Raw genomic sequence first — 25,977 nt, forward strand, 5'->3', positions numbered from 1 at the left:
TCGGGGTGACGAGTAGTTTGCGATGGCCCTGCGTGTACTGGGCCGATGATCCTCGGGGTGACGGAGGCGCGCACGTCCGCTAGGGCGCGGGTCATGCCCAAACTTCCCGTGGTCGCGATCGTCGGCCGACCCAATGTCGGCAAGTCGACGCTGTTCAATCGCCTGGTCGGCAAGAAACTCGCGCTGGTCGACGATCGGCCCGGTGTGACGCGCGACCGGCGCGAGGGCGACGCGCATCTGGTCGGGCTCGATTTCCGCGTCATCGATACCGCCGGCTACGAGGATCACGACGCGCAGACGCTGCCGGGCCGCATGCGCCTCCAGACGGAGGCGGCGATCGCGCAGGCGGACGTGGCGCTGTTCCTGTTCGACGCGCGCGCCGGCATCGTGCCGCTCGACGAGGAGATCGCGCGCTGGCTGCGGCAGTCGTCGACGCCGGTGGTGCTCGCCGCCAACAAGGCGGAAGGGCGCGCCGGAGACCAGGGAATCATCGAGTCGCTCAGCCTGGGCTTCGGCGATCCGGTGCAGATGTCGGCCGAGCACGGCGAGGGCGTGGGCGACCTGTTCGATGCGCTGCTGCCCCATCTGGAGGGCAAGGGCGAGGCCGAGCCGGAGGAGGACGAGGACGCGTTCAGCCCCGACGCGCCGTTGAAGCTGGCGATCGTCGGCCGCCCCAACGCGGGCAAGTCGACGCTCATCAACAAGATGCTGGGTGAGGACCGCCTCATCACCGGGCCGGAAGCCGGCATCACGCGCGATTCGATCGCGGTCGACTGGCTGTGGCGCGACCTGAAGGGCGAGGACCACCGGGTCAAGCTGATCGACACCGCCGGCATGCGCAAGCGCGCCAAGGTGCAGGACAAATTGGAGAAGATGTCGGTCGCCGACGGGCTCCACGCGGTCGACTTCGCCGAGGTGGTGGTGCTGCTGCTCGACGCGACGCTGGGGCTGGAGGCGCAGGATCTGCGGATCGCCGACAAGGTGCTGCAGGAAGGGCGCGCGCTGATCGTCGCGCTGAACAAATGGGACATCGCGGAGAACGCGTCGTCGCTGTTCAACGGCGTCAAACGCGCGCTGGAGGACGGACTCAGCCAGGTGAAGGGCGTCACCGTCATCACCGTGTCGGCGGCGACGGGCAAGGGGATCGACCAGCTGCTGGGCGCCGCCGTCGAGGTGCGCGACGCCTGGTCGAAGCGGGTCGGGACGGGCGAGATGAACCGCTGGTTCGAGCGCGCGATCGAGGCCAATCCGCCGCCCGCGCCCGGCGGCAAGCGGATCAAGATGCGCTACGTCACCCAGGTGAAGACGCGGCCGCCGAGCTTCGTGATCTTCGGCACCCGCGTCGACCAGCTGCCCGCCAGCTACGAGCGGTACCTGGTCAATTCGATGCGCAAGGAACTGGGCTTTGGCGCGGTGCCGGTGCGATTGTCGCTGCGGGCGCCGAAGAATCCGTTCGATTCGAAGGGCTGAGAGGCTTTTTAGAAAATTGGCGAAAGAGCCAGTTTCGTGCCGCCGAAATGCGCCTTCAGCGCATTTCCGAACGGACTCCGACAACGTCCTGTTTACCTGATCCGCGCTAACGCCTCGGCCGTAACACTATGCGAGGTAGCCGGTGTCGTTCGAAGGCAGCACGTTGGTGGATTGGCCGGTCTACGCCGCCGCGCGGGCCGAGCTGGGCACGGGGTTCGTGCGCATCCTGGGCTATTTCCGCGAGGACGGCGTGAAGTCGGTGGCGGCGGTCGAGGCGGCGATGCGGGCGTGTTCGGCCGCGCCGATGGTGATCCCCGCGCACACGCTGAAGGGCGAGGCGCGCCAGTTCGGGGCCGAGCCGCTCGCTCTCTTGGCCGAGCAGATCGAGGGGATCGCGCGCGACTGCGTCGAGCATCAGGACACGCCGGACGAGGCGGTGGAGCTGGTCGCGCGGCTGCGCCCGCTGTTCGACCAGACGATGACCCTGCTGGAACGCGAGGCCAATCCGCTGGTCACGCGCCGGCCGGTGGGCGGCTTCGGTCGGCGTAGCGCATAGGCTGCGGCCGACCCCGGGCCAGGCTGCGCCACAGCCATTCGAGCGGGCCGTAGCGACGTCGGTCGAGCCACGGCTTCGACCATAGCAGCATCCCCGCCCAGGCGATTGGCACCAGCGCGGTGAGCGTCGCGCGCGGCCAGGCGGCGAACTGGCCGAGGCCCCATCCGTAGAAGATCGCGGTCATCAGCACGCTGGTGGCGAGGTAGTTGGTGAAGGCGGCGCGACCGGCCGCGGCGACACGCGCCGTCCACCAGCCGTCGCCCGCGAGCGGCACCAGCAGCGCCGCGTAGCCGACGAAGCCCAGCGTCCGCAGCGGCGGGCTGGCGCCGACCGAGCCGAGGAACACCCAGCGCTGATCGAAGCCGTGCGCGAGCGTGGCGAGACCGAGGATCGCGTAGCCGATGAGCGACGGTGCCAGGCAGGCGACCGCCCAGCGGCGATACCGCGCGCGCGGCCAGGTGCCCGTCAGGAACCCCGAGCGATAGCCTGCCATGCCGAGCAGCACCGCGCTCATCGTCTCCGGCCCGACCACCGTCAGCGAGACGAGCGGGCCGGTGGCGTGGCGCCACCGCCAGGCGAGCGCGTCCGCCCAGTCGCCGCGGGTGGCGGCGATCTCGGCGAGGAGCGCGGGGCGGGGCGGCACGCCGAAGCTGGCCGCGAACGCGTCCCACGTCGCGACCATCGCTGGTGTCGCGCGCGCGGCACTCCGCCACAGTATCGCCGTGCCGACGACGTCGCCGATCCACGTCCAGGCGAGGACGCCGAGGCCGAGCGCGACCAGCCAGCGCACCGACAGCCGACGGGCCATGTAGGCGAGCGCGCCGACCAGCGCGTAATGGGCCAGGATGTCACCCCACCAGACGAGGTAGAGGTGCGCGCAGCCGATCGCGAACAGCACCGCCATGCGGCGGAAGTGGACGCCGGCCGCGTCGTCGCAGGCGCGGTCGATGACGAGCAGCAGCGAGGCGCCGAACAGGAACGAGAACAGCCCGCGCAGCTTGCCCTCGACCAGCACGAAGGTCGCGAACCAGACCGCGATGTCGGCGGGCGCGGTGCCGCCCCAGGCGAGCGGTGAGAAATAGGCGGCCCGCGGCAGCGCGAAGGCGGGCAGGTTGGCGACCAGGATGCCCATCACCGCGACGCCGCGGAGGAAATCCAGCGAGGCGATGCGCGTTCCGCTCATCCCTCGACGCGGGTGGCGCGCCAGCCGCGGACGGTGCCGGGCGACGCGGCGGGATCGGGTTCGATCGCCGCATCGCCGACCAGCGCCCGGTATCGCTGCCCATCCGCGGTGAAGCTCAGCTGCGTGCCGACCAGTGTCGCGCCCGTCAGCGGCCGGCCGTCGAGCGTGCCGCTCACCGCGCTGAACCGTTGTTCGAGGTTGAGCGCGCGGGCGCGACCGTCGGCGGTGACGAGGCGCCAGTCGCCGCCGGCGGTGGCGGGCACCGTCCAGCGATAGACGTGCTTCTCCTCGACCAGCCGGTGCTCCTCGGCCGGCCAGTCGCCCATGTCGAAGGCGTGGCTGACGATGCGCGTGCCGGGGCGAAGCTCAGTCAGCAGCTTGGGGCGGAGGCGCTGGTTGACGGCGGGGAGCAGGTAGAGCGTCACCACCGTGGCATCGCGCAGGCGGACGCCGAACAGGTCCTCGCGGCGGAAATCGACGCGCTCCGACACGCCCCGGTCGCGCGCGCGGGCGCGGGCGCGGGCGACTAGATCGCCGTCGATCTCGATGCCCAGCGCGCGGGCGCCGCGCTCCCCCGCCGCGATCGGGATGCGGCCGTCGCCCGAGCCGAGGTCGATCAGCACGTCGCCGGGGCCGACCTTCGCCATGTCGAGCATCGCCGCGACCACCGCGTCGGGGGTCGGCACATAGGGTACGTCGGCGCGCGGCTCGGGCGCGGAGAAGGTCAGGCCGCCGCCGCCCTGCCGCACCTGGCAGCCGGCGAGCGCCGCCAGGCAGAGGAGCGCGGCGGCGAACCGGCGCATCAGCCCGCCATCAGCGCGGGGAAGAAGCCCTCGTGCGCGGCGCGCAGGTCACCCAGCGACACCACGTCGTCGCGGTTCGGCCGCTCGAAGATCAGCCGCTTGCCGCCGGTGCGGCCCATCGGCTCGACCTCGACCCCGGCGGCGTGCGCTTGGCCCAGGAAGTCGAGCATCGCGTGATCCTCGATCGTGACGATGTAGACGCCCTGATCCTCGGCGAAGAAGCTGCCGGCGCAGTCGAACGGCTGCTTGCGGTCGATCATCGCGCCGATGTTGCCGGCCAGCGCCATCTCGGCGATCGTCACCGCGATGCCGCCGTCGGACACGTCGTGGACGGCGGTGAGCGCGCCGGAGCGGATGCCCTCGCGCACCAGGTCGCCGGCGGCCCGCTCGGCGACGAGGTCGACGGGCGGCGGCGGGCCTTCCTCGCGGCCGTGGCACTCGCGCAGCCACAGCGTCTGGCCGAGATGGCCGCCGCGCTTGCCGATCACCAGGATGATGTCGCCCGAGCCCTTGAAGGCGATGGTCGCCGACTTGCTCCAGTCGGGCAGCAGGCCGACGCCGCCGATCGCGGGGGTGGGCAGGATGGCGGAGCCGCCGCCGGTCGCCTTGGATTCGTTGTAGAGGCTGACGTTGCCCGACACGATCGGGAAGTCGAGCGCGCGGCAGGCGTCGGCCATGCCGTCGAGACAGCCGACGATCTGGCCCATGATCTCGGGCCGTTGCGGATTGGCGAAGTTGAGGCAGTTGGTGATGGCGAGCGGCGTCGCGCCGACCGCCGACAGGTTGCGCCACGCCTCCGCCACCGCCTGGCGCCCGCCCGCTTCCGGATCGGCGAAACAGTAGCGCGGCGTGCAGTCGGTGGTCATCGCCAGCGCCTTGTCGGTCCCGTGGACGCGGACCACGGCGGCGTCGCCGCCGGGACGCTGGACGGTGTCGGCACCGACCATGTGGTCGTACTGTTCCCAGATCCAGCGCCGCGAGGCGAGGTCGGGGCAGGCCATCAGCGTGAGGAGGTCGGCGGCGATGTCGCGGCTCTCGGGCACGTTCACCAGCGCCTTGGGTGGCGGCGGGGCGGTGTGCGGCCGGTCGTAGAGCGGCGCCTCGTCGGCGAGGGGGCCGAGCGGGATGTCGGCGACGGTCTCACCCTTCCAGCGCAGCACCATGCGGCCGGTATCGGTGACGCGGCCGATGACGGCGAAGTCGAGTTCCCATTTGCGGAAGATCGCCTCCGCCTCCGCCTCGCGGCCGGGCTTCAGGACCATGAGCATCCGTTCCTGCGACTCGGACAGCATCATCTCGTAGGGCGTCATGCCCTCCTCGCGCTGGGGCACGTCGTCCATCACCAGCTCGATGCCGACGCCGCCCTTGGACGCCATCTCGACGGAGGAGGAGGTCAGGCCGGCCGCGCCCATGTCCTGGATGGCGACGATCACGTCGGTCGCCATCAGTTCGAGACACGCCTCGATCAGCAGCTTCTCGGTGAAGGGGTCGCCGACTTGGACGGTGGGGCGCTTGGCATCGGCATCGTCGCCGAAATCGGCCGAGGCCATGGTCGCGCCGTGGATGCCGTCGCGGCCGGTCTTGGAGCCGACATAGACGATCGGATTGCCGACGCCCGACGCGGCCGAGTAGAAAATCTTGTCCTGATCGGCGACGCCGACGGTCATCGCGTTGACCAGGATGTTGCCGTCATAGGCGGGGTGGAAGTTCACCTCGCCGCCGACCGTCGGCACGCCGACGCAATTGCCGTAGCCGCCGATGCCGGCGACAACGCCCGAGATCAGGTGGCGCATCTTGGGATGGTCGGGCCGGCCGAAGCGCAGCGCGTTGAGGTTGGCGACGGGACGCGCGCCCATGGTGAACACGTCGCGCAGGATGCCGCCGACGCCGGTCGCGGCCCCCTGATACGGCTCGATGTACGAGGGGTGGTTGTGCGACTCCATCTTGAAGATCGCCGCCTGCCCATCACCGATGTCGATCACGCCGGCATTCTCGCCGGGGCCGCAGATCACCTGCGGGCCGGTGGTCGGCAGCTTCTTCAGGTGGATGCGGCTCGACTTGTAGGAGCAATGCTCCGACCACATCACCGAGAAGATGCCGAGTTCCACCAGGTTCGGCTCGCGGCCGAGGGCGTGGAGCAGGCGGTCATACTCGTCGGACGAGAGGCCGTGCTCGGCGACGATGTCGGGCGTGATTGCAGTCATGGGCGCGGCTGTAGCGACCCTGCCGATCCGCGTCACCCCGGCCAATCTTGGATGCTCTTCGCCGCGATTGCAGCAGTTCGTCGCGCGCGCGCCTCGCCTCATGCCCGCGATCGAGCATGTTCATCGATGCTAAATCATTGTGGCGCAAGCGATTGTCGTGGTTGGGGTCAAGAGGTGGGGACGATGAGGCAGGCTTATCGGTGCGCGGGCGCTGGCCTGATTCTGGTGCTGACGGCATGTGGGGGTGAATCCGGCGGGGCGGATGCGTCGTCGGCGGTGGGCGTGGTCACCGGACCGGCGGTCGCGCCGACGCCCACGCCCACGCCGGCACCGACCGCCACCCCCGCGCCGACGCCCACGCCGACGCCTGTATCGGGGGCGCGGACGCTGGCCGATCTGTACGACGTGGTGCCGGACGTGGCGAACTGTCGTGCGGGGACGTTGAAGGCGAGCGTGAAGGCGGACCTGCTGGCGCGGCTGAACGCTATCCGCGCGTTGCACCGGTTGCCCGCGGTCACCTATTCCGACGCGGACGATCAGGCGGAGGCGGAATCGTCGCTGATGATGGTCGCCAACAACCAGCTGAGCCATACGCCGCCGACGACGTGGAAATGCTACACGGCGGCGGGCGCGGGCGGCGCGGGATCGAGCAACCTGTTCTCCAACTTTTCCTCGGCGGCGCGGATCACCTATACCGAGGACGACTATCTCGCCGGCTGGCTGCGCGAGGGCGGGTCGGCGAGCATCGGCCATCGCCGCTGGATGCTCGACCCGTTCCTCGGCAAGGCGAGCTACGGCCGGGTGACGCAGCTAGGCTCCGGCGGCGTGTCGGAGGCGGCGTCGTTGAGGGTGGTCGGTTTCACCGGCGGGACCGCGGTGCCGACCGGGTTGCCCGGGTTCGTGGCCTATCCGTACGGCGATTACCCGGTGCGTTACTTCGGCGCGGGTGATTACCTGTCCTTCTCGGTCGTGGCGAGCACCAGCGGACGCGGCGGCAATGCGGGTGTCGATTTCAGCCGCGCGACGATCACGGTCACCGGGCCGAACGGCAGTCTCGCGGTGTCGAACCAGACGAGCGATACGGCCGGCTACGGCCTGCCGAACAACGTGCAGTGGAAGGTGGCGGGGTTGCAGGCGGGGGTGTCGTATACGGTCACGATCGGCGAGGTGTCGGGGGCGGCGCAGCGGCAGTATAGCTACACGTTCCGCATGGTCGGCTGATCGTGGGGTGAGACGCCGGATGATGATCGTCCGGCGTCGTCCCCTGGCGGCTCGCGCAACCTCTCAGCGCTTGCGCTCCACGGTCAGGCCCAGCTCCGCCCAGCGATCGGCCGAGCGGCATTCGCGCGGCAGGATACGGGTGCCGGTGGTGACCGGGTTCGCCTTGTCGGTCAGGCAGTACCAGTCGCGCTTCGCGTCGTAGGTGGCGTGATACTGCGGCTTCTTCGGTGCGACCGACTTGACGTTCGCATGGGCGGTGCTGGCGACGGACGTGGCAGCGACGGCGAGCAGGATGATGGTCTTCATGGTGGTTCCTCCCAGATCGGTCAGGCGAGGCTGCCTGTATCCGATGCTTTGCAGGAGGTGTGCCAGTCGAGTAACACACTGGTGTAGCAGGATTTTCGGTTTTCCGCCTTGTCCAGCGACTGGTGATATGCACCTAAAGTCGGCGAAACCCGCCAACAAGCGGCGGGTCCATCAGCTATAGGGCGGCTGGTCGTAGCCTTTCGGGCTGGCGGTGAAGATCTCGCAGCCGGTCTCGGTGATGCCGATCGAGTGTTCGAACTGTGCCGACAGCGAGCGGTCGCGCGTCACGGCGGTCCAGCCATCGTCGAGCAGCTTCACGTCGGGGCGGCCGATGTTGATCATCGGCTCGATCGTGAAGATCATGCCGGGGCGCAGCTCGGGCCCGGTGCCGGGCTTGCCGACATGGACGACCTCCGGCGCGTCGTGGAACAGGCGGCCGAGCCCGTGGCCGCAGAAATCGCGGACCACGCCGTAGCGATGCTTCTCCGCGTGGCGCTGGATGGCGTTCGCCACGTCGCCCATGCGGTTGCCGGGGCGCGCCTGCTCGATGCCGATCATCAGGCACTCGTACGTCACCTCGACCAGCCGGCGCGCCTTCAAGGGCACGTCGCCGATCAGGTACATGCGGCTGGAATCACCGTGCCAGCCGTCCAGGATCGGGGTAACGTCGACGTTGACGATGTCGCCCGATTTCAGTTGCTTGTCGCTCGGGATGCCGTGGCAGACGACGTGGTTGATCGAGATGCAGGTCGAGTGGGTATAGCCGCGATAGCCGAGCGTCGCGGGCACGCCGCCGCGGGCGAGCACGAAATCGTAGATCAGCCGGTCGATCTCCGCCGTGGTGACGCCCGGCACCATGTGCGGCACCAGCATGTCCAGCGTTTCCGCGCAGAGCCGGCCGGCGGCGTGCATGCCGGCGAAGGCGGCGGGGCCGTGGAGCTTGATGGCGCCGGTGCGCGCGTCCGGCGCGTCGGAGGTGACGGTGACGTAATCGGTCATGGGCGGCGATATAGCGTGGCGGCGGCGGTTTTGCGAGGCTATCGACGGGGCATGGCCGATCCCTCCGAACGCATCTGGACCGCCGCGCTCGCCGTGATCGGCGACGAGATCCTGTCGGGCCGCACGCAGGATAGGAACGTCGCGCAGGTCGCCGCCTGGCTGAACGTGCAGGGCATCCGCCTGGTCGAGGTGCGCGTGGTCGCCGACTGGGAGGAGGCGATCGTCGAGGCGGTGAACCAGCTGCGCGCGCGCAACGATTACCTGTTCACCACCGGCGGCATCGGGCCGACGCACGACGACATCACCGTGGACGCGATCGCCGCGGCGCTGGGCGTCGGCGTGGTCCATCATCCCGAGGCGATGGCGGTGCTGGAGCGCTACTACGCGACGCGCGGCGGGCTGACGGAGGCGCGCGCGCGGATGGCGCGGGTGCCGGAGGGAGCAGGGCTGATCGTCAACAAGGTGTCGGGCGCACCGGGCATCCGGATCGACAACATCTTCATCATGGCGGGCGTGCCGCACATCACCGCAGGGATGCTCGACGCGCTGACCGGCACGCTGGAGGGCGGCCGCCCGGTGGTGTCCAGATCGATCGGCGGCTGGATCGCGGAGAGCGAGGTCGCCGACCTGCTGCGCGCGTGCGAGAAGCAGTGGAACGACGAAGGCCGCGGCGGTGTCGCGATCGGCAGCTACCCCTTCTTCCGCGAGGGCCGGGTCGGCGCGAACTTCGTGGTGCGCGGGCCGGACGCGGCGCTGGTCGACGCGTGCCTGGCCGATCTGGCGGAGCGGCTGGGGGCGGCAGGGTATGGGGTGACGGCCGGGGGCGTGTGAAGCGTCCAGCCGTTCCCACGATGGCAGGGCGTTCTCGCAACGGTCCGTCAGCCTATCGACGGCAGGGCGGGCGACCTACGCCGTCAGGAACCAGCGCTCCTCGCCCTCCAGCCCGATCGCGGTGAGCGGGCCGCCGGCATAGGCGCCGGTATCGATACCGATGCGGTTGGATTGCACGTCGGGTTCGTCGGTGATCGTGTGGCCGTGGATCACCATCACGCCGTGCGATCCGCGATGGCCGAGGAACGGGTCGCGAATCCAGCGCAGGTCGGCCCCGACCTGGTCCGCGAGCGGCACGCCGGGGCGGATGCCGGCATGGACGAACAGGTAATCGCCGACGGTCAGATGCGGTCGCCCGGCATCCAGGAAGGCGCGGTGCGCGGCCGGCACGGAGGCGACGATCAGCGCCTCCAGCTCCTCGAACGAAGCCTCGTCATAGGCGACCGGATCGACGCCGTAGCTCATCAGCGTGTCGCGCCCGCCATAGCGGTTGAACAGTTGCAGCGAGGGGCGATGGCCGGCGGCGGCGCGCAGCAGCATCTCCTCGTGATTGCCCTTGAGCAGCGCGAAGCGGGGGTGTGCGGCGCGCCGCATCGCGTGCTCCAGCACGCCGCGCGTGTCGGGCCCACGGTCGACCAGATCGCCAAGCAGCACCAGCGTGGTATCGGCAGGGCCGCGCGCGGCGTCGTCCGCGTCGATCATAGCGAGCAGCTGCTCGAACTGGTCGGCACATCCGTGCACGTCGCCGACCGCGTACACGCGCTCGCCGTCGGGCACGCGGAACTGGGGCGTTTTCTTCTTGCGGAGAAAGGACTTGAGCACGGGCACGCGGAACTGTTCGGGGGAGCGGGGCCTATAGGCGCACCAGCTGCGGGGCACAATCGCGCGCGACGACGATCGACGGCGGCGCGGCGCGCGCGGCGGGATCGATCAGCTCGACCACTACCGGGTCGTCGCGCACATAAGCGTGACGGAGCAGCGCCGCGATCCGCGTCGCCGCCTGGCCGTCGCCGAACGGATTGTGCGCGCGCGCCATGGCGGCGTAGGCGGTGTCGTCGTCGAGCAGCCGCGTGACCTCGGCGACGATGCGGCCCTCGTCGGTGCCGACCAGGCGCGCGGTGCCGGCCGCGACACCCTCCGGCCGCTCGGTCGTCTCGCGCATGACGAGGACGGGCTTGCCGAAGGCGGGTGCCTCCTCCTGCACGCCGCCCGAATCGGTCAGCACCAGCGTGCACAGGCCGAGCGCGCGGACGAAGTGCGGGTAATCGAGCGGCGCGACGCGGGCGACGTTGGCGCGATCACCCAGCACGGCTTCCATCACCGTGCCGACCGCCGGATTGGGGTGGACGGGGAACAGGACCGCGACGTCCGGCCGGTCGGCGATGCGGCCGATGGCACGCGCGATCGCCTCCATCCCCCCGCCGAAATTCTCGCGCCGGTGGGTAGTGACGAGGAGGAGCCGCTTGCGGGCGAAGCGCGCGGCGATCTCGTCGAGCCCGGCGGCGAGCGACGGATCGGCGGCGATGCGCGCCTCCGTCCAGCGCAGCGCGTCGATCACGGTGTTGCCGGTGACGTGGACGGTGGCGGGGTCGATCGTCTCGGCGAGCAGCGCGGCGGCGGCGGTCTCGGTGGGGGCGAAATGATGCGCGGCGATGGCGGCGACGATGCGGCGGTTCACCTCTTCGGGCCAGGGATGGAGGATGTCGCCCGAGCGCAGGCCCGCCTCCACGTGCGCGACCGGAACGCGCCGGTAATAGGCGGCGAGCGCGCCGGCCATCGCCGTGGCGGTGTCGCCGTGGACCACGACCAGGTCGGGCCGCTCGACGTCTATCGCCTCGCCGAGACCGGCGAGCAGGCGCGCGGTGAGCCGATCAAGGCTCTGCCCCGGCTCCATCAGGTCGAGGTCGATGTCGGGCACGAGATCGGCGAGGTCCAGCACCTGGTCGAGCAGCCCGCGATGCTGCGCGGTGACGCAGGTGCGCACGCGGAAGCCGGGCGTCGCCGCCAGCGCGCGGACGACGGGGAACAGCTTGATCGCCTCGGGCCGGGTGCCGAAGACGAGGAGGATGGTGATCATGGAGCCGGAGTAGCCGTTGACCATTTAAGGACCGGTCAATCGTTGCGACCGAATAGGCGCGACGCTACGCGAGCCAGAGAGACAGGGAGAGTTCAGTGACGATCAAGCGGGTGCGCAAGGCGGTATTTCCGGTGGCGGGGCTGGGCACGCGATTCCTGCCGGCGACCAAGGCGATGCCCAAGGAGATGCTGACGGTCGTCGACAAGCCGCTGATCCAGTACGCGGTCGAGGAGGCGCTGGAGGCGGGGATCGAGCAGATCATCTTCGTGACCGGGCGCAACAAGTCGGCGATCGAGGATCATTTCGACATCGCCTACGAGCTGGAGGACACGATGCGCGCGCGCGGCAAGTCGCTGCGCGCAATCGAGGGTATTCGCATGGAGCCGGGCAGCCCCGTCTACATCCGCCAGCAGGAACCGCTGGGGCTGGGCCACGCGGTATGGTGCGCGCGCGAGATCGTCGGCGACGAGCCGTTCGCGGTGCTGCTGCCGGACGAGCTGATGGTCGGCACGCCCGGCTTCATGAACCAGATGGTCGCCGCCTACGAGCAGGTCGGCGGCAACGTCGTCGGCGCGCTGGAAGTGCCGGACCAGGAGACGGACAAGTACGGCATCATCTCGCCCGGTGCCCGGGACGGCGCGCTGACCGAGGTGACGGCGCTGATCGAGAAGCCGAAGGCGGGCACGGCGCCGTCCAACCTGATGATCCCGGGCCGCTACATCCTCCAGCCGGAGGTGATGCGCATCCTCGACGCGCAGGAGGCGGGCGCGGGCGGCGAGATCCAGCTGACCGACGCGATGGCGCAGATGATCGGGCAACAGCCGTTCCACGGCGTCACCTTCGTCGGCGACCGGTATGATTGCGGCGACAAGGCGGGGTACATCCAGGCCAACCTGGCGCTGGCGCTGGCGCGCGAGGATATCGGGCCGGCTGTGCGGGGATTCGCGGCGGCGTTGCTCGCGGGGTAGGTGGTTCGTTCTCGGGCGAAGCATGATGACTGCTCCTTGATCCGCCACCCTCACCGTTCGTGCTGAGCGAAGTCGAAGCACAGGCCACGAGTCGCTCGCTTGCGGCCTGCCCTTCGACTTCGCTCAGGGCGAACGTGGAGGGGGCAATTCGTGGCCATCATCCTCCAAGGCGCTAAGAAGAGAAGGGTGGTTCACGCGGAGGCGCGGAGGGGGTGCGATTGGCGTGCTTGTCGCGCCTTTTAAATTCGGTACGGTGAAGGGCGGCCTGCGGCGGCGAGGAGCGCGGCAGCCTTCGGTGTTTCTTCTCTGCGTCTCCGCGCCTCCGTGTGAACCATTCTTCTCCGCGTCTCGGCGCGAGAACCTCTCGCCTCACGAGCAAGCCGGACAGCCCGGATCCTTGGGCAACCGTACGGTGCGGAAGCGGAGGGCGAGGAGGTCGACGAGGAGGAGCTTGCCCGCGGGATCGTCGCCGAACGGGGCGAGCGCGCGCAGCACCTCCAGCGCGGCGAGGCTGCCGAGCACGCCGGTGACGGGGCCGAGCACGCCCGTCTCCGCGCAGCTCGCCTCGGGCCGCTCGGGTTCCGCGCCGACGAAGCAGCGGTAGCAGGGAAGCGCCGTCTCCCATCCGCGGAACACGCCGAGCTGTCCCTCGAACTGGCCGACCGCCGCCGAGACGAGCGGCACGCGGGCGGCGAGGCCTGCGTCGGCGACGACGAGGCGGGTGGCGAAATTGTCGCAGCCGTCCAGTACCACGTCGACCCCGTCCAGCAACGCCGCAGCGTTGGCGGCGTCGATGCGGGCGCGGGCCGGCTCCACGACGACGTGCGGGTTGATCGCGCGCGCGGCGGCGGCGGCGGCGGCGGCCTTGCCCGCGCCGAGATCGGCGGTGCGGAAGATCACCTGACGCTGGAGGTTGGAGACGTCGACCGCGTCGTCGTCGATCAGCACGAGGCGACCGACGCCGGCGGCGGCGAGATACTGGATGGCGGGTGCGCCGATGCCGCCGCAGCCGATCACCGCGACGCGGCCCGCCTTTAGCCGCTTCTGCCCGGCGCCGCCGAGCTCGCGCAGCACGATGTGGCGGGCGTAGCGGGCAAGCTCCCCATCGGAGAGATGCACGCCGGAGAGCGTCACCACCGGTAGGAGACGGCGACCCGGTACCAACCGGGGGCGAGCGGCGCGGCGCCGGCGGGCAGGGTGCGGGTCAGCGACAGGAGGTAACCGACGGTATATTGCTCCACCGTAGAGCAGCCGATCGCCCGCGGCACGATCCGCGACACGGTGCCGCCCGGCGCCACCAGCAGCGCGACGGGGGCGACCATGCGCGTGCCGTCCGGGTGCACGGGCGGCACCGCGCAGCGGCCCGCCGCCACCTCGCCCCGCACGAAGGTGGCGCCGTCGCTGGTCGTCGCACCGCGCGGCAGCGGAAAGACGGGCAGCGGCGCCCAGTCATGCGGCGGCATCGGCGCCGGTGCCACCGCCGCCTGGAGGAGCATCGCGGCGATCACCGTCCGGTCGATCCGAAGCCGCCCGCACCCCGCTGCGTAGCGTCGAGCGACGCGACTTCCGCCAGCACGGCGCGCTGGACGGGGGCGGGAACGAGTTGCGCGATCCGCTCGCCGCGGACCACCGCGAACGGCTCCGTACCGAGATTGGCCAGAATGACCTTCACCTCGCCGCGATAATCATGGTCGATCGTGCCGGGCGTGTTGAGGCAGGTGATGCCGTGCTTCAGCGCCAGGCCGGAGCGCGGGCGCACCTGCACCTCGTAGCCATCGGGAATGGCGATCGCGAAGCCGGTCGCCACCGCGGCGCGTGCGCCGGGGGCGAGCGTCAGGTCCTCCGCCGCCACCACGTCCATGCCCGCGGCGCCCGCGCTGGCATAAGCGGGAAGCGGCAGGTCCGCCCCGTGCGGCAGCCGTTGCAGCGCGATGGTGATCGCCGTCATGCGTCAGTCCTTTAGCGCATCGGCGATGCGATGCGCGAGCCTTTCCGCAACCGCGCCTTTGGGCGCGCGCGGCCAGTGTTCGACGCCGTCGGCGGTGACCAGGTCGACGGCGTTGGCGTCGCCCCCCATCACGTCACCCGACACGTCGTTGGCGACGATCCAGTCGCACCCCTTGCGCCGTTGCTTGGCCGTGGCGTGCTCGATCACGCGCTCGGTCTCCGCCGCGAAGCCGACCACCAGGCGCGGGCGGCGCGGCGAGCGGGACAGGGTGGCGAGGATGTCGGGGTTTTCCACCAGGGCGAGGGTGGGGGCAGGGGCCGCGTCGCCCTTCTTGATCTTCTGCGCCGCAGTCTCGACGCGCCAGTCGGCGACCGCGGCGACCATCACCGCGGCGTCGGCGGGCAATGCGGCGTCGACCGCCGCCGCCATCTCGCGCGCGGTCTCCACGTCGATGCGGGTCACCCCGGCGGGCGTCGGCAGCGCCACCGGCCCGGCGACCAGCGTCACCCGTCCGCCGAGCGCCGCCAGCGCGCCCGCGATGGCGAAACCCTGCTGTCCGGAGGAGCGGTTGGCGAGGTAGCGGACAGGATCGATCGGCTCGTGCGTCGGCCCGGCGGTGACGAGCAGGTGCGCGCCCGCGAGCGGGCCTCGCGCGGGGGCATGGGCGGCGGGGGCGAACATCGCGTCGATCGCCGCCCCGATCGCCTCCGGCTCGGGCAGGCGGCCCGGACCGTATTCGCCGCACGCCATCGGCCCCTCGTCCGGCTCCATCACCGTCACCCCGTCGGCGCGGAGCTGCGCGACGTTGCGCCGCGTGGCGGCGTGGCCCCACATCCGCACGTTCATCGCAGGGACGGCGAGCACCGGCTTGTCGGTGGCGAGCAGCAGCGTGGTGGCGAGGTCGCCCGCCAGCCCGTTCGCCATTCGCGCGAGCAGGTCGGCGGAGGCGGGGGCGACGACCACCAAGTCCGCCTCGCGGCTGAGCTGGATATGACCCATCTCGGCCTCGTCCTTCAGGTCCCACAGCGTCGTGTAGACCTTGTCCTCCGAGAGCGCGGCGAGCGTCATCGGAGTGACGAAATGATGCGCCGCCTCCGTCATCACGCAGCGCACCGCGTGGCCGCGCCGGCGGAGTAGGCGGACCAGCTCGCACGCCTTGTACGCGGCGATGCCGCCGCCGACGACCAGGAGGATGCGCTTCATCGCGCCTCCTTACCGCACAATACGCGTCACCGTAATGCGGCGCGTGCCCGTAGCCGGGGCCGCGGCGGCGACGGCGAGATCGCGGAGCGCGCCGGGTGCGAAGACGAGGCCGATCGGCAGCAGCGGCGTGATCGCCAGCGCCCAGTAGAAATTGTCGCTGCGCGCGAACAGGGCGATCAGCGCGGCATAGGCGGCGATCGTCGCCGTCGCGCGCGTGCCCGTCGGATCGCGCCACGCCGCCCAGCCGAGCAACGCCGCGCCGATCAGCAGCGATGCGAGCCATTGCGCCACCATGTCCAGCGCGCAGGAGATGGTGGCGAGCCGGACGAAGAAGCCGAATCCCTCCAGCCCGCTCCACCCCTGCGACGCGAGGTCGTTGGGCCCGGCGAGCAGCGACATGGCACGCGCGTGGGCGGCGAGCACGACCGCGAAGACCGCGATCGACGCGAGCCAGCCGAGCGCCTCGCGTCGCCGCCCCTCGCGCCACGCCGCCGCCAGCATGACCAGCGCGTAGAGCAGCGCCGTCTCCCGGATCAGCATCGCGCACAGCCCCAGCGCGATCGCGACCAGCCCGTCACCGGGACGGCGCAGCGCCAGCGACAGGGCGATCAGCGGCCCGGCCCAGACCTCGTGAAAGACGATCTGGCCCGTGTCGAGATTGACGTAGAGGCCCGCGACCGCGAGCAGCGCCACCGCAACGACCGGCAGCGGCCGGCCCATCGCGGGGCGGAGCCGCAGCGTCCAGGCCAGCACCGTGGCGGCGCAGAGCAGCAGCAGCAACGTCCGCACCAGCCGGGGCGGCAGGCTCGCCTGCACCACCGCCAGCGTCGGCAGCCGCATCGTGAAGAACGGCCGCAGCGGATAATGGCCCACCCGCTGCGCCGAGGCGGCGACGTCGTAGTAATCGCCACCCTGGCGCACGCCGTCGACGATCGACTGGTAGAGCAGCAGGTCGGTCCGCCCCGGCGTGACGGCGGCGCCCGGCGTGCTCGGCCGCGGCCCCGGCGCATCGACGGCCGACAGGCAGGCGGCGAGCAGCAGCGCGAACAGCACCAGCACGATCCGCGCGGGCACCGGCGCCAGCCCGGCGAAGCGGGTCGGGCCGGTCGACCAGATCGGTGCGCGGGCCTGCGCCGTCATCCAAAGATCAGCGTCGCGGCCACGCCCGCCGCCGCCGCGATCGCGGCGACCACGCCGTAGCGCCAGCCGCCGCCCAGCCGCACCACCTCCACCTCGCGCAAGGGGAGCGCAGGCGGCTCGCCGCCGGGCGCGGGGTAGCGCGCCTCGATCCGGCGGATCAGGTCGGGGAGGCCGGCGAGCGTGCGGAAATCGAGGATCAGCCGGTCGGCGATCGCGGCCTCCGGCCCCAGCTCGGTCCTGATCCACTCGCGCACGAAGGGCGCGGCCGAATCCCACAGGTTGATCTCGGGGTCGAGGCTGGTCGCGACGCCCTCCACCATCACCATGGTCTTCTGGAGCAGCAGCAGGTGCGGCTGCGTCACCATGTCGAAATCGCGGGTGATCGAGAACAGCCCGTCCAGCATCATGCCGATCGACATGTCCTTGACCGGCAGGCCGCGCATCGGCTCGCCGACGGCGCGCAGGGCGGTGGCGAACTCGGCGACATTGTGGTGCGGCGGCACGTAGCCCGCCTCGAAATGGATTTCCGCCACGCGTTTGTAGTTGCCGGTGATGAGGCCGTAGAGGATTTCCGCCAGCCACACCCGTGCGCGCCGGTCGATCCGGCCCATGATGCCGAAATCGATCGCGGCGATCCTGTCGCCGGGCAGCGCGAACAGGTTGCCCTGGTGCATGTCGGCGTGGAAGAACCCTTCGGCGATCGCCTGGCGCAGAAAGGCGCGGACCAGCGTCTGGGCGAGTTTGGGCAGGTCGTAGCCGGCGGCGATCAGCGCCTCGCGGTCCGACAGCTTGATGCCGTCGATCCACTCGATCGTCAGCACGCGTGCCGTGGAGCGTGCCCAGTCGACCGCGGGGACGACGAAGTCGGGCTCGGCCGTCATCGATTCGGCCAGTTCGGAAGCCGATGCCGCCTCGCGCCGGAAGTTGAGCTCGCGCAGGCTCCAGCGGCGGAAATTCTCGATGGTCAGGCGCGGGCGCAGGCGCCTGGCTTCCGGGCTCAGATGCTCGAGCTGCGCGGCGGCCCATTGATAGGTGTCGATCGCCTGGGCGAAATCCTCCTCCACGCCCGGCCGCAGCACCTTGACCGCCACCTGTCGCCCGTCGGTGGTAACGGCGCGGTGCACCTGCGCGATGGAGGCGGCACCGACCGGCGTCTGCTCGATGCGCTGGAACAGCCCGGCCGGATCGCGGCCGTAGCTGGCGGAGATGGCGGCGTGGATCGTCTCGAACGGCACCGCGGGCAGCTGGTCCTGCAGGCGCAGCAGGTCGCGCGCCGCATCCTCGCCGACGATGTCGGGGCGGGTGGCGAGCGTCTGGCCGAGCTTGATCGCGGCGGGGCCGATCGCCTGGAACGCGTCCGCGTAGCGCGGCACCGTGGGTACGCGCGCACCGACGCGGGCGAGCCGCACCAGCCGTCGGAGCGGCGGGGGCGTGTTGGGATCGCGCTCGATGCCCTTCAGCGCGCCGTGGCGGGCGAGGATGCGACCCCAGCGCAGCAGGCGCCAGACATGGGTGGTGGAGGCGGTCACGTGCCGGTCAGATCTTCCAGCCGGAGTGGATCGCGACGAGGCCCCCCATGATCGGCTCCACGGCCGTGTTCACGAACCCGGCGTCGCGGATCATGCCTTCGAATCGCGGCATGTCCGGGAAGCGGCGGATCGATTCGACCAGGTAGCGGTAGCTGTCGGCGTCGCGCGCCAGCAACTGGCCGAGCCTGGGCACCAAGTGATGCGAATAGGCATCGTACACGTCGGCGAAGCCCGGCCAGGTGACGGTGGAGAATTCCAGACAGTAGAAGCGCCCGCCGCGCCGCAGCACGCGGTGCGCCTCGCGCAGGGCCTTGGGAATGTCCGTCACGTTGCGGATGCCGAAGGCGATCGTGTAAGCGTCGAAGAACCGGTCGGGAAAGGTCAGCGTCTCGGCGTTCTGTTCCGACCAGACGAGCCCGTCCAGCCGGCGCTTGGCGGCGCGCTCCATGCCCACCTCCAGCATCGCCGGATTGATGTCGGACACCGTGATCGACGCGCCGCTCGCCGCCAGCCGGAAGGCGATGTCGCCGGTGCCGCCCGCCATGTCGAGGATCTGCTCGTGCGCGCGCGGCTTCACCCGGCGGACGAACCGGTCCTTCCACAACCGGTGCATGCCCCCCGACATGGCGTCGTTCATCAGGTCGTAGGAGGAGGCGACGCTGGTGAAGACGCCGCCGACGCGGGCGGTCTTCTCGGCGGGTGCGACGTCTTCGTAGCCGAAGGAGACGGTGTCGGTCATGCGGGTGGCCCTAGCGGGCGGGGCGGGCGGTGGCAAAGGTGGTTTGAGGCGCGGCCACGTTCCCCTCGTTCGTCACCCCGGACTTGATCCGGGGTCCATGGCTCCACGAGGTCAACGCTTTAGCTTCAAGCCGCTACGCCCGCCGCACGATGGACCCCGGATCAAGTCCGGGGTGACGGTTAAGCGGCAGGGGTGACGCGCACGCCGCTGACGCCCTATCTCCCACTCCATGCCCGAGCTCCCCGAAGTCGAGACCACCGTCCGCGGCCTGACGCCCGTGCTCGCCGGCCAGCGCCTCGCCACCGTCGAGCCGCGCCGCGCGGACCTGCGCAAGGCGATCCCGCCCGACCTGCGCCAGCGCATGCAGGGCGCGGTGGTGACCGCGCTCGGCCGCCGCGCCAAATACGGGCTGGTCGATACCGACCGCGGCGACACCATGGTCTTTCACCTGGGCATGTCGGGCCGTTGGCGGGTCGATCCGGCCGAGCCGCTCGCCCACGATCACCTGTTGATCGAGACGGAGGCCGGGCGCCGCCTGGCGCTGAACGACCCGCGCCGGTTCGGCTTCCTCGATCTGCTGCGCACCGACGCGGTGGACGCCTATCCGCCCTTCGCGGCGATGGGCCCGGAGCCGCTCGGGCCCGACTTCACCGCCGCCTATCTGCTGGACGCGCTTGCCGGCCGGGCCGCGCCGATCAAGGCGATGCTGCTCGACCAGCGGATCGTCGCAGGGTTAGGCAACATCTACGTGTGCGAGGCACTGCACATGGCGCGGATCGCGCCGTCGAGGGAGGCGGGCCGCATCTCGCTGCCGCGACTCGAGCGGCTGGCGGAGGCGGTGCGCGCGGTGCTGGTCTCGGCGATCGAGGCGGGTGGTTCCACCCTGCGCGATTTCGCCGCGCCGGACGGCGAGCTCGGCTATTTCTCCAAGCAGTTCCTGGTCTACGGCCGCGAGGGCGAGCCCTGCGCCTGCGGCGGAGCGGTGAAACGGCGGGCCGAATCGGGGCGCTCGACCTTCTGGTGTCCGAGATGCCAGCGGAGTTGACCCGCAGGGCCGATTTGCCTAAGGGCGTCGCCTTGCCGAGGTGCCGGGTGTTCCCGACGCCTCCCATCCCATTGAATACCTGAGGACCGAACCAGCATGGCGAACACGCCGCAAGCCAAGAAGCGTATCCGTCGCAACGAGCGCCGCGCCGAGATCAACGGCGCCCGCGTCAGCCGCATCCGCACCTTCGTGAAGAAGGTGGAGGCGGCACTCGCGTCGGGCGACAAGGCGGCGGCCACCGCAGCGCTGACGGCGGTGCAGCCGGAGCTGCAGCGCGGCGTCGCCAAGGGCGTGCTCCACAAGAACACCGCGAGCCGCAAGTTCTCGCGCCTGACCAAGGCGGTGACCGGGCTCGCCTAAGCCGGTCCGCCACGGCGGAAATCGAGACCCGTCGGGAGCGATCCCGGCGGGTTTTTTCGTGCCCCCGGCCGGCTCGCCGGGAACGGTTTCGGCAATGGCGGAAAACCGCCATTTTAATCGATTCAGCCGACTCCGAACGGCGGAACGTTTGTAGAAACATGAGTGAAAACAGCGGCTTGTGAGATTTTCGACGCGTTTCCGCGTGTCAATGCCGAATGTGACGATTTCGCGTCTTGATCGTTCGCGCCGGCCGCCTCTAACAAGGTCGGGCAGGCGGTGACCACCGCCCGCATCAAACCAGATGTGCAGGAGCCGGGAGGCCGTGTCGGCCGCCCTCGGGGGCTTTTTGTCTGTCGGTCCAGGCCAGGCGGAGCATCGTGCTTTCGCCAACGGGGAAACGCGCGCGTGATGCATTGGCAGGGAGGTGTGGCAAGCGAGCAGGCGAGAGCCTGGGATCGCGTGCGCGCTTCGCTGCGGGACCAGGCGGGTGCCCGGCTGTTCGACCAGTGGCTGAAACCGATCGAGCTGATCGCCGGCGACGAGCCCGACGCCGTGCGCCTGGCGCTGCCGTCCGCCTTCATGACCAACTGGGTGCGCAGCCATTATGCCGACCGGCTGCTGCTCGAGTTCCGCCAATATCTGCCGCACGTGCGCAGCTGCACCGTCGAGACGCGCATCGCCGCGCCGGTGGCCACGCTGACCGCCGAGCCGGCGCCCGCGCCCCTGGTCGAGGCTCCGGCGGCGATCGCGACCCCGGCCGCGGTCGAGTCGCCCGCGCCGGCACCCGCGGCGCCATCGGCGCAGGCCGCCGTCGACCGTCCGTCGCTCGACCCGCGCTACACCTTCGACCGATTCGTCGTCGACGCCGCCAACCGCGTCGCGTTCAACGCCGCGATGACGATCGCGGAGCCCGGCCCGCCGCGCTTCTCGCCGCTGTTCCTCCACGGCGGCACGGGGCAGGGCAAGACGCACCTGATGCACGCGATCGCGCACGCCTTCCTGGCGGCAAGACCGGCCGCGCGCGTGCTGTGCATGTCGGCCGAGCGGTTCATGTTCGATTTCGTCGCGGCGATGCGCGCGCGCGACACCTACGCCTTCAAGGCGCGGCTGCGCTCGGCCGACCTGCTTATCATCGACGACCTCCAGTTCATCGCTGGCAAGGACGCGACGCAGGAGGAGTTCTTCCACACGATCAACGAGATCGTCGGCACCGGCAAGCGGCTGGTGATCGCCGCCGACCGCTGTCCGCAGGCGCTCGACGGGGTCGAGCCGCGCATCGTCAGCCGCCTAGGCGCCGGTCTCGTCGCCGACATCAAGCAGGCCGACCTGCCGCTGCGCCGGGCGATCCTGGGTCGCAAGGTCGCCGACCTGCCCGATACGCGCGTGCCGGAGGACGTGCTCGACCTGCTCGCCGCGCGCATCCACCAGAGCGTCCGCGAGCTGGAGGGCGCGCTCAATCGCGTCGTCGCCTATGCCTCGCTGACGGGCGACCGGATCGACCTCGATTTTGCCATCCAGACGCTGGGTGACAGTTTGCGCGGCGCGCAGCGGCGGGTGACGATCGAGGAGATCCAGAAGCTGGTCTCCGCGCATTTCGAGCTGAAGCCGCTCGACCTCGTCTCCGCCCGCCGCAGCCGCGCAGTCGCGCGCCCGCGCCAAATCGCCATGTACCTGTCCAAGCGGCTGACGACCCGCTCGCTGCCGGAGATCGGCCGCAAGTTCGGCGGGCGCGATCACTCGACGGTGATCCACGCGGTACGCAAGGTCGAGGAACTGCGCGACACCGATCGCGACATCGACGCCGCGGTACGCGTGTTGCTGCGCGAACTGGAAGCGTGATCCGCGCCGCCCTCCGGCAGTGGAGGGCGGTGCTGGTCTATCTCTGGCGCGCGGTCGCCCTGCTGTTCAGACCTGGAGCCCCATCGCCTTCTGCGCCGCCAGCAAGGTCGGGCCTGCGAGCGTACGGGCACGCTCGGCGCCCTTCTCCAACGTCACCGCGACATGGTCACGGTCGTCGAGCAGCCGGACCATCCGGTCGCGGATGGGGCCGAGCGTCGCGATCGCGAGGTCGGCGAGCGCGGGTTTGAACTGGCCGAAGCCCTGGCCGGCGAACTCGGCCAGCACCGCGTCGCCACCCGTCCCGGCCAGCGCGGCGTAGATGGTGACGAGGTTGCGCGCTTCCGGCCGCTCGGCGAGGCCGGCCATCTCGGCGGGCAGTGGTTCGGCATCGGTGCGTGCCTTGCGAAACTTGCCCGCCATCACGTCGTCCGAATCGACCAGGTTGATCCGCGAGGCGTCGCTGGGATCGGACTTGGACATCTTCGCCGATCCGTCGCGCAAGCTCATCACGCGCGGCGCGGCGGGGGAGATGAACGGCTCGGGCAGGGTGAACAGCTCCACGCCGAAATCCTGGTTGAACTTGGTCGCGATGTCGCGCGCCAGCTCCAGATGCTGCTTCTGGTCGTCGCCGACCGGCACGTGCGTCGCCTGATAGGCGAGCACGTCGGCGGCTTGCAGCACGGGATAGGTGAAGAGCCCGACGCTAGCGCCCTCACGATTCTTGCCCGCCTTGTCCTTCCACTGCGTCATCCGGTTGAGCCAGCCCATCCGCGCGGTGCCCTGGAGCAGCCAGCACAGTTCGGCATGGGCGGGAACACGCGCCTGGTTGAACAGGATCGCTCTGTCCGGATCGATGCCGGCGGCGATCAGCGTCGCGGCCATCTCGATCGTGTTCGACGCCAACTCCCTTGGGTCGATCACGACGGTCAGCGCGTGCAGGTCGGCCAGGAAGAACAGCGACTCGGCCCGGTCCTGCATGTCGACCCACTGGCGGATCGCGCCGAGATAATTGCCGAGGTGGAGGTTGCCGGTGGGCTGAATGCCGGAGACGACGCGCAAGATCAGGTCCTTCAGGTGGAACGGCGGCGGAGCAGCCGCTTCAGTTCGGCGACGCGCACGGCGCCGGTGACGACGGTGGCGGCGGCGTAGACCAGCCCGCCCGCGCCGACCAGCACGACGAGCGCGCCCCAGCGCTCGACGCTGGTGCCGACGACGTACGGCTCGAACAGGACATCGAGGAACCACATCACCGCACCCATCAGCACCGCCGCGACCGCCAATCGCGGCGCGCGGCGGCGCAGCTGCGCGTCGGCGACGAACTGGCCGCGCCGCGCCAGCGTGCGGTAGAGGAGGACGACGTTGACCGTGCTGGCGATCGCCGTGGCCAGCGGCGGGCCCATATGCCCCAGCGGCTTGATGAAGAGGAGGTTGAGCCCGAGGTTCACCGCCATCGACACGGTGGCGTAGCGCACCGGCGTCCTGGTGTCCGAGCGCGCGTAATAGCCGGGCGTCAGCACCTTGACGAGGATGTACGACGGCAGCCCGATCGAGAAGGCGGCCAACGCCTGCGCCGTGTAGAGGCTGTCGACCGCGTCGAAGCGCCCGTGCTGGAACAGCGCCGCGATGATCGGCACGCCGCAGACGATCAGCGCGACGGTGGCGGGCAGCGTCAGGAACAGCGCCAGCTCCATGCCCCGGTTCTGCGTCGCCATCGCCTCCGCCTCCTCGCCCCGGCCGAGATGGCGCGAGATGGTGGGCAGGAGGACGGTGCCGAGGCCGATGCCGATCAGCCCCAGCGGCAGCTGGTTGAGCCGGTCGGCGTAATAGATGTAGCTGACCGAGCCGGACGGCAGCAGCGTCGCGGCGAGCGCGGTGGAGACGACGAGGTTGATCTGCACCGCGCCCGCGCCCGCGGCGGCGGGCCAGATCAGCGACAGCAGCTTCTTCACGTCGGGGTTGAGGCTCGGCAGCTTGAGGCGAAGCACGATGCCGGCCCGGCGGCACGCGTGGATCAGCCACAGCAGCTGGAGCGCGCCCGACACCGTCACCGCGATCGCCTGGTTGCGGGCGGTGAACAGCGGCTCGTGGCTGTGGAACAGCAGCAGCGCCGCGATCAGCGTCAGGTTGAGCAGGATCGGCGCCGCCGCATTGACCCAGAAACGGTGCAGCGAGTTGAGGATGCCGCCGAGCAGCGACACCAGGCTGATGAACAGCAGGTACGGGAACGTGATCCGCGACAGCTCCACCGCGAAGGCGAACTCGTCGGCGCTGGCATCGTTGAACCCGCCCGACAGCAGCCAGGTCACCGGCCAGGCGGCGATCTCCATGGCGATCGTCATCACGATCAGCACCGGCAGCAGCACCGACAACGCGTCCTCGGCGAAACGCACCCCGTCCTTCAGGCCGCCGCCGTCCTTCGCCGCGACCTTGTGGTTGAACATCGGGATGAACGCGGCGGAGAAGGCGCCTTCCGCGAACAGCGCGCGGAACATGTTCGGCAGGCGAAAGGCGATCAGGAAGGCGTCGGACGCGAAGCTCGCGCCGATGAACCGCGCGAACAGCGTGTCGCGGACCAGGCCCAGCACCCGGCTGGCGAGCGTCAGCCCGCCGACCGAGCCGAGCGCGCGGGTGAGGTTCATGCGACCCGTCTCATTCTTCCGTCATCCCGGACTTGATCGGTATCTCTGCGAAACTCCTCGAGGGATAATTCTTCTTCGTCACCCCGGACTTGATCCGGGGTCCATGGCGCCCAGAAATCAACAGCTTATTGGTTTGCGGCACGGTGGATGCCGGAACAAGTCCGGCATGACGAAGGAGTTTCGCAGAGGTCTCGACTTGATCCAGGGTCCATGGTTCCGCGTACCCAGACATGGCTGCTCCTGCGGAACGATGGATGCCGGGTCCAGCCCGGCATGACGAAGGTAGGAGCGGCTTACGCGTGGCCGACTTCACCCGCCTGGCCGCCCTGAGCCTGCGCCTGCTGCTGCAGGTAGAGCGCACCGAAATCGATCGGCTCCAGCAGCAGCGGCGGGAAGCCGCCGTCGCGCACGGCGTCGGCCAGCACGCGGCGGGCGAACGGGAACAGCAGGCGCGGCGCCTCGCCCAGCATGAACGGCTGGAGATGCTCGTCGGGCACGTTGCGGACGCCGAACAGCCCAGCGTAGGACAGGTCGACGATGAAGGCGACCTGGCCGTCCACCTCGGCCCGCACGTCGATCTTCAGCACCACCTCGTGCACCTCCTCGCCGACCTGGCCGGTGCCGATGTTGAACTGCACGTCGATCGCGGGGGCGTTCTGCACCTGGAAGATCGCGGGCGCGTTCGGGTTCTCGAACGACAGGTCCTTGATGTACTGCGAGATCAGGCCGATCGCCGGGCCGGTATCGGCGCCGTTCGCCAGCGGCTGCTGCCCGGCGTCGAGGGTGTTGGCGTCCATGAAGCGTTTTCCTTTGGGCAGAAAGGGAGCGAACCGGCGGCGACGCGCGTTCGGTTCGATTGGCCCCGCGCCTAGCAGCGCCTCCGCGCGGTTTCAACGCTGCCGGGTTTGTATCGCGGG

At 70.3% G+C, this 25,977-nt stretch carries 25 protein-coding genes; 8 read left to right on the forward strand and 17 right to left on the reverse strand.

Annotated features, from left to right (window positions below):
• The first annotated feature begins 93 nt into the window (after positions 1–93).
• Both der and BM145_RS04055 read left to right on the forward strand, forming a co-directional pair.
• Complete coding sequence (gene der / locus BM145_RS04050; protein WP_093331806.1) at positions 94–1,470, forward strand: ribosome biogenesis GTPase Der; 1,377 nt, start codon at positions 94–96, stop codon at positions 1,468–1,470.
• Between the two features lie 142 nt (positions 1,471–1,612).
• Complete coding sequence (locus BM145_RS04055; RefSeq protein WP_093331561.1) at positions 1,613–2,026, forward strand: Hpt domain-containing protein; 414 nt, start codon at positions 1,613–1,615, stop codon at positions 2,024–2,026.
• On the opposite strand, the gene BM145_RS04060 is transcribed toward BM145_RS04055, so the two are convergent.
• The 3 genes from BM145_RS04060 to purL are packed head-to-tail and all read right to left on the reverse strand — an operon-like array spanning position 1,983 to position 6,216.
• On the reverse strand, positions 1,983–3,209 hold the full coding sequence (locus BM145_RS04060; protein WP_093331563.1) for a DUF418 domain-containing protein: 1,227 nt from the start codon (positions 3,207–3,209) through the stop codon (positions 1,983–1,985). The two genes, BM145_RS04055 and BM145_RS04060, sit on opposite strands and share 44 nt — an antisense overlap.
• Complete coding sequence (locus BM145_RS04065) at positions 3,206–4,012, reverse strand: methyltransferase domain-containing protein (protein WP_093331566.1); 807 nt, start codon at positions 4,010–4,012, stop codon at positions 3,206–3,208. The genes BM145_RS04060 and BM145_RS04065 overlap by 4 nt, the downstream gene beginning before the upstream one ends.
• Positions 4,012–6,216 carry a phosphoribosylformylglycinamidine synthase subunit PurL gene (gene purL, locus BM145_RS04070; RefSeq protein WP_093331568.1) on the reverse strand — a complete coding sequence of 735 codons (2,205 nt, stop codon included), beginning with the start codon at positions 6,214–6,216 and terminating at the stop codon, positions 4,012–4,014. The genes BM145_RS04065 and purL overlap by 1 nt, the downstream gene beginning before the upstream one ends.
• Positions 6,217–6,399: 183 nt before the next feature.
• On the opposite strand from purL, the gene BM145_RS04075 reads away from it, so the two are divergent.
• A complete protein-coding gene (locus tag BM145_RS04075) occupies positions 6,400–7,437 on the forward strand; it encodes a CAP domain-containing protein (protein WP_143090094.1) in 1,038 nt (345 codons plus the stop codon).
• A gap of 63 nt (positions 7,438–7,500) precedes the next feature.
• Here the strand turns inward: BM145_RS04075 and BM145_RS04080 are convergent, their stop codons facing one another.
• Complete coding sequence (locus BM145_RS04080) at positions 7,501–7,743, reverse strand: hypothetical protein (protein ID WP_093331574.1); 243 nt, start codon at positions 7,741–7,743, stop codon at positions 7,501–7,503.
• A 171-nt stretch (positions 7,744–7,914) separates the two neighbouring features.
• The gene (gene map, locus BM145_RS04085) at positions 7,915–8,742 is read right to left on the reverse strand and encodes a type I methionyl aminopeptidase (protein WP_093331576.1); all 828 of its coding nucleotides are present in this window, start codon (positions 8,740–8,742) and stop codon (positions 7,915–7,917) included.
• A 51-nt stretch (positions 8,743–8,793) separates the two neighbouring features.
• On the opposite strand from map, the gene BM145_RS04090 reads away from it, so the two are divergent.
• Positions 8,794–9,573 (forward strand): competence/damage-inducible protein A, encoded by a 780-nt coding sequence (locus tag BM145_RS04090; protein WP_093331579.1) that lies wholly within the window; start codon positions 8,794–8,796, stop codon positions 9,571–9,573.
• Positions 9,574–9,648: 75 nt separating this feature from the next.
• Here BM145_RS04090 and BM145_RS04095 read toward each other — a convergent pair whose 3' ends face one another.
• Both BM145_RS04095 and wecB read right to left on the reverse strand, forming a co-directional pair.
• Entirely contained in the window at positions 9,649–10,401 is a 753-nt protein-coding gene (locus BM145_RS04095) for a metallophosphoesterase family protein (protein WP_093331582.1), read from the reverse strand.
• Positions 10,402–10,426: 25 nt separating this feature from the next.
• Positions 10,427–11,650, reverse strand: a complete 1,224-nt coding sequence (wecB, locus tag BM145_RS04100) for a non-hydrolyzing UDP-N-acetylglucosamine 2-epimerase (RefSeq protein ID WP_093331808.1) — start codon at positions 11,648–11,650, stop codon at positions 10,427–10,429.
• Between the two features lie 95 nt (positions 11,651–11,745).
• On the opposite strand from wecB, the gene galU reads away from it, so the two are divergent.
• A complete protein-coding gene (gene galU / locus BM145_RS04105) occupies positions 11,746–12,618 on the forward strand; it encodes a UTP--glucose-1-phosphate uridylyltransferase GalU (RefSeq protein ID WP_093331585.1) in 873 nt (290 codons plus the stop codon).
• A gap of 369 nt (positions 12,619–12,987) precedes the next feature.
• Here galU and BM145_RS04110 read toward each other — a convergent pair whose 3' ends face one another.
• The 7 genes from BM145_RS04110 to BM145_RS04140 are packed head-to-tail and all read right to left on the reverse strand — an operon-like array spanning position 12,988 to position 19,177.
• Positions 12,988–13,737 (reverse strand): HesA/MoeB/ThiF family protein, encoded by a 750-nt coding sequence (locus BM145_RS04110; RefSeq protein WP_093331811.1) that lies wholly within the window; start codon positions 13,735–13,737, stop codon positions 12,988–12,990.
• Between the two features lie 11 nt (positions 13,738–13,748).
• Entirely contained in the window at positions 13,749–14,126 is a 378-nt protein-coding gene (locus tag BM145_RS04115) for a hypothetical protein (protein WP_093331589.1), read from the reverse strand.
• Positions 14,123–14,566 carry a dUTP diphosphatase gene (gene dut / locus BM145_RS04120; protein WP_093331592.1) on the reverse strand — a complete coding sequence of 148 codons (444 nt, stop codon included), beginning with the start codon at positions 14,564–14,566 and terminating at the stop codon, positions 14,123–14,125. The genes BM145_RS04115 and dut overlap by 4 nt, the downstream gene beginning before the upstream one ends.
• A gap of 3 nt (positions 14,567–14,569) precedes the next feature.
• The gene (gene coaBC, locus BM145_RS04125; protein WP_093331595.1) at positions 14,570–15,769 is read right to left on the reverse strand and encodes a bifunctional phosphopantothenoylcysteine decarboxylase/phosphopantothenate--cysteine ligase CoaBC; all 1,200 of its coding nucleotides are present in this window, start codon (positions 15,767–15,769) and stop codon (positions 14,570–14,572) included.
• A gap of 9 nt (positions 15,770–15,778) precedes the next feature.
• Positions 15,779–16,909, reverse strand: a complete 1,131-nt coding sequence (locus BM145_RS04130) for a hypothetical protein (RefSeq protein WP_093331597.1) — start codon at positions 16,907–16,909, stop codon at positions 15,779–15,781.
• Entirely contained in the window at positions 16,906–18,438 is a 1,533-nt protein-coding gene (gene ubiB / locus BM145_RS04135; RefSeq protein ID WP_093331600.1) for a 2-polyprenylphenol 6-hydroxylase, read from the reverse strand. The genes BM145_RS04130 and ubiB overlap by 4 nt, the downstream gene beginning before the upstream one ends.
• Positions 18,439–18,445: 7 nt before the next feature.
• The gene (locus tag BM145_RS04140; protein ID WP_093331602.1) at positions 18,446–19,177 is read right to left on the reverse strand and encodes a class I SAM-dependent methyltransferase; all 732 of its coding nucleotides are present in this window, start codon (positions 19,175–19,177) and stop codon (positions 18,446–18,448) included.
• A gap of 229 nt (positions 19,178–19,406) precedes the next feature.
• Here BM145_RS04140 and mutM point away from each other — a divergent pair, with 229 nt between their 5' ends.
• The 3 genes from mutM to dnaA all read left to right on the forward strand — a co-directional run bounded on the left by mutM (position 19,407) and on the right by dnaA (position 22,421).
• The gene (gene mutM, locus BM145_RS04145) at positions 19,407–20,222 is read left to right on the forward strand and encodes a bifunctional DNA-formamidopyrimidine glycosylase/DNA-(apurinic or apyrimidinic site) lyase (protein ID WP_093331605.1); all 816 of its coding nucleotides are present in this window, start codon (positions 19,407–19,409) and stop codon (positions 20,220–20,222) included.
• A gap of 96 nt (positions 20,223–20,318) precedes the next feature.
• On the forward strand, positions 20,319–20,582 hold the full coding sequence (gene rpsT, locus BM145_RS04150; RefSeq protein ID WP_093331608.1) for a 30S ribosomal protein S20: 264 nt from the start codon (positions 20,319–20,321) through the stop codon (positions 20,580–20,582).
• Between the two features lie 408 nt (positions 20,583–20,990).
• Positions 20,991–22,421 carry a chromosomal replication initiator protein DnaA gene (gene dnaA / locus BM145_RS04155; protein WP_093331610.1) on the forward strand — a complete coding sequence of 477 codons (1,431 nt, stop codon included), beginning with the start codon at positions 20,991–20,993 and terminating at the stop codon, positions 22,419–22,421.
• Between the two features lie 66 nt (positions 22,422–22,487).
• Here dnaA and trpS read toward each other — a convergent pair whose 3' ends face one another.
• The 3 genes from trpS to secB all read right to left on the reverse strand — a co-directional run bounded on the left by trpS (position 22,488) and on the right by secB (position 25,857).
• Positions 22,488–23,480, reverse strand: coding sequence for a tryptophan--tRNA ligase (gene trpS / locus BM145_RS04160; RefSeq protein WP_093331613.1), 993 nt, complete (start codon positions 23,478–23,480; stop codon positions 22,488–22,490).
• An 11-nt stretch (positions 23,481–23,491) separates the two neighbouring features.
• Positions 23,492–25,060 carry a murein biosynthesis integral membrane protein MurJ gene (gene murJ / locus BM145_RS04165; RefSeq protein WP_093331615.1) on the reverse strand — a complete coding sequence of 523 codons (1,569 nt, stop codon included), beginning with the start codon at positions 25,058–25,060 and terminating at the stop codon, positions 23,492–23,494.
• Positions 25,061–25,353: 293 nt separating this feature from the next.
• Positions 25,354–25,857, reverse strand: coding sequence for a protein-export chaperone SecB (gene secB, locus BM145_RS04170; RefSeq protein WP_093331617.1), 504 nt, complete (start codon positions 25,855–25,857; stop codon positions 25,354–25,356).
• Positions 25,858–25,977: the final 120 nt, after the last annotated feature.

It is taken from the genome of Sphingomonas rubra (genome assembly GCF_900115745.1).
Classification (GTDB): domain Bacteria; phylum Pseudomonadota; class Alphaproteobacteria; order Sphingomonadales; family Sphingomonadaceae; genus Sphingomonas; species Sphingomonas rubra.

Bases quoted from the DNA above. Each gene is read 5' to 3' on its own strand.
- der (WP_093331806.1), top strand. From the start codon at position 94: ATGCCCAAACTTCCCGTGGTCGCGATCGTCGGCCGACCCAATGTCGGC.
- rpsT (WP_093331608.1), top strand. From the start codon at position 20,319: ATGGCGAACACGCCGCAAGCCAAGAAGCGTATCCGTCGCAACGAGCGC.
- BM145_RS04140 (WP_093331602.1), bottom strand. From the start codon at position 19,177: ATGACCGACACCGTCTCCTTCGGCTACGAAGACGTCGCACCCGCCGAG.
- secB (WP_093331617.1), bottom strand. From the start codon at position 25,857: ATGGACGCCAACACCCTCGACGCCGGGCAGCAGCCGCTGGCGAACGGC.
- BM145_RS04065 (WP_093331566.1), bottom strand. From the start codon at position 4,012: ATGCGCCGGTTCGCCGCCGCGCTCCTCTGCCTGGCGGCGCTCGCCGGC.
- BM145_RS04080 (WP_093331574.1), bottom strand. From the start codon at position 7,743: ATGAAGACCATCATCCTGCTCGCCGTCGCTGCCACGTCCGTCGCCAGC.
- BM145_RS04075 (WP_143090094.1), top strand. From the start codon at position 6,400: ATGAGGCAGGCTTATCGGTGCGCGGGCGCTGGCCTGATTCTGGTGCTG.
- BM145_RS04060 (WP_093331563.1), bottom strand. From the start codon at position 3,209: ATGAGCGGAACGCGCATCGCCTCGCTGGATTTCCTCCGCGGCGTCGCG.
- dnaA (WP_093331610.1), top strand. From the start codon at position 20,991: ATGCATTGGCAGGGAGGTGTGGCAAGCGAGCAGGCGAGAGCCTGGGAT.
- coaBC (WP_093331595.1), bottom strand. From the start codon at position 15,769: ATGAAGCGCATCCTCCTGGTCGTCGGCGGCGGCATCGCCGCGTACAAG.
- BM145_RS04130 (WP_093331597.1), bottom strand. From the start codon at position 16,909: ATGACGGCGCAGGCCCGCGCACCGATCTGGTCGACCGGCCCGACCCGC.
- wecB (WP_093331808.1), bottom strand. From the start codon at position 11,650: ATGATCACCATCCTCCTCGTCTTCGGCACCCGGCCCGAGGCGATCAAG.
- dut (WP_093331592.1), bottom strand. From the start codon at position 14,566: ATGACGGCGATCACCATCGCGCTGCAACGGCTGCCGCACGGGGCGGAC.
- purL (WP_093331568.1), bottom strand. From the start codon at position 6,216: ATGACTGCAATCACGCCCGACATCGTCGCCGAGCACGGCCTCTCGTCC.
- mutM (WP_093331605.1), top strand. From the start codon at position 19,407: ATGCCCGAGCTCCCCGAAGTCGAGACCACCGTCCGCGGCCTGACGCCC.
- murJ (WP_093331615.1), bottom strand. From the start codon at position 25,060: ATGAACCTCACCCGCGCGCTCGGCTCGGTCGGCGGGCTGACGCTCGCC.
- map (WP_093331576.1), bottom strand. From the start codon at position 8,742: ATGACCGATTACGTCACCGTCACCTCCGACGCGCCGGACGCGCGCACC.
- BM145_RS04090 (WP_093331579.1), top strand. From the start codon at position 8,794: ATGGCCGATCCCTCCGAACGCATCTGGACCGCCGCGCTCGCCGTGATC.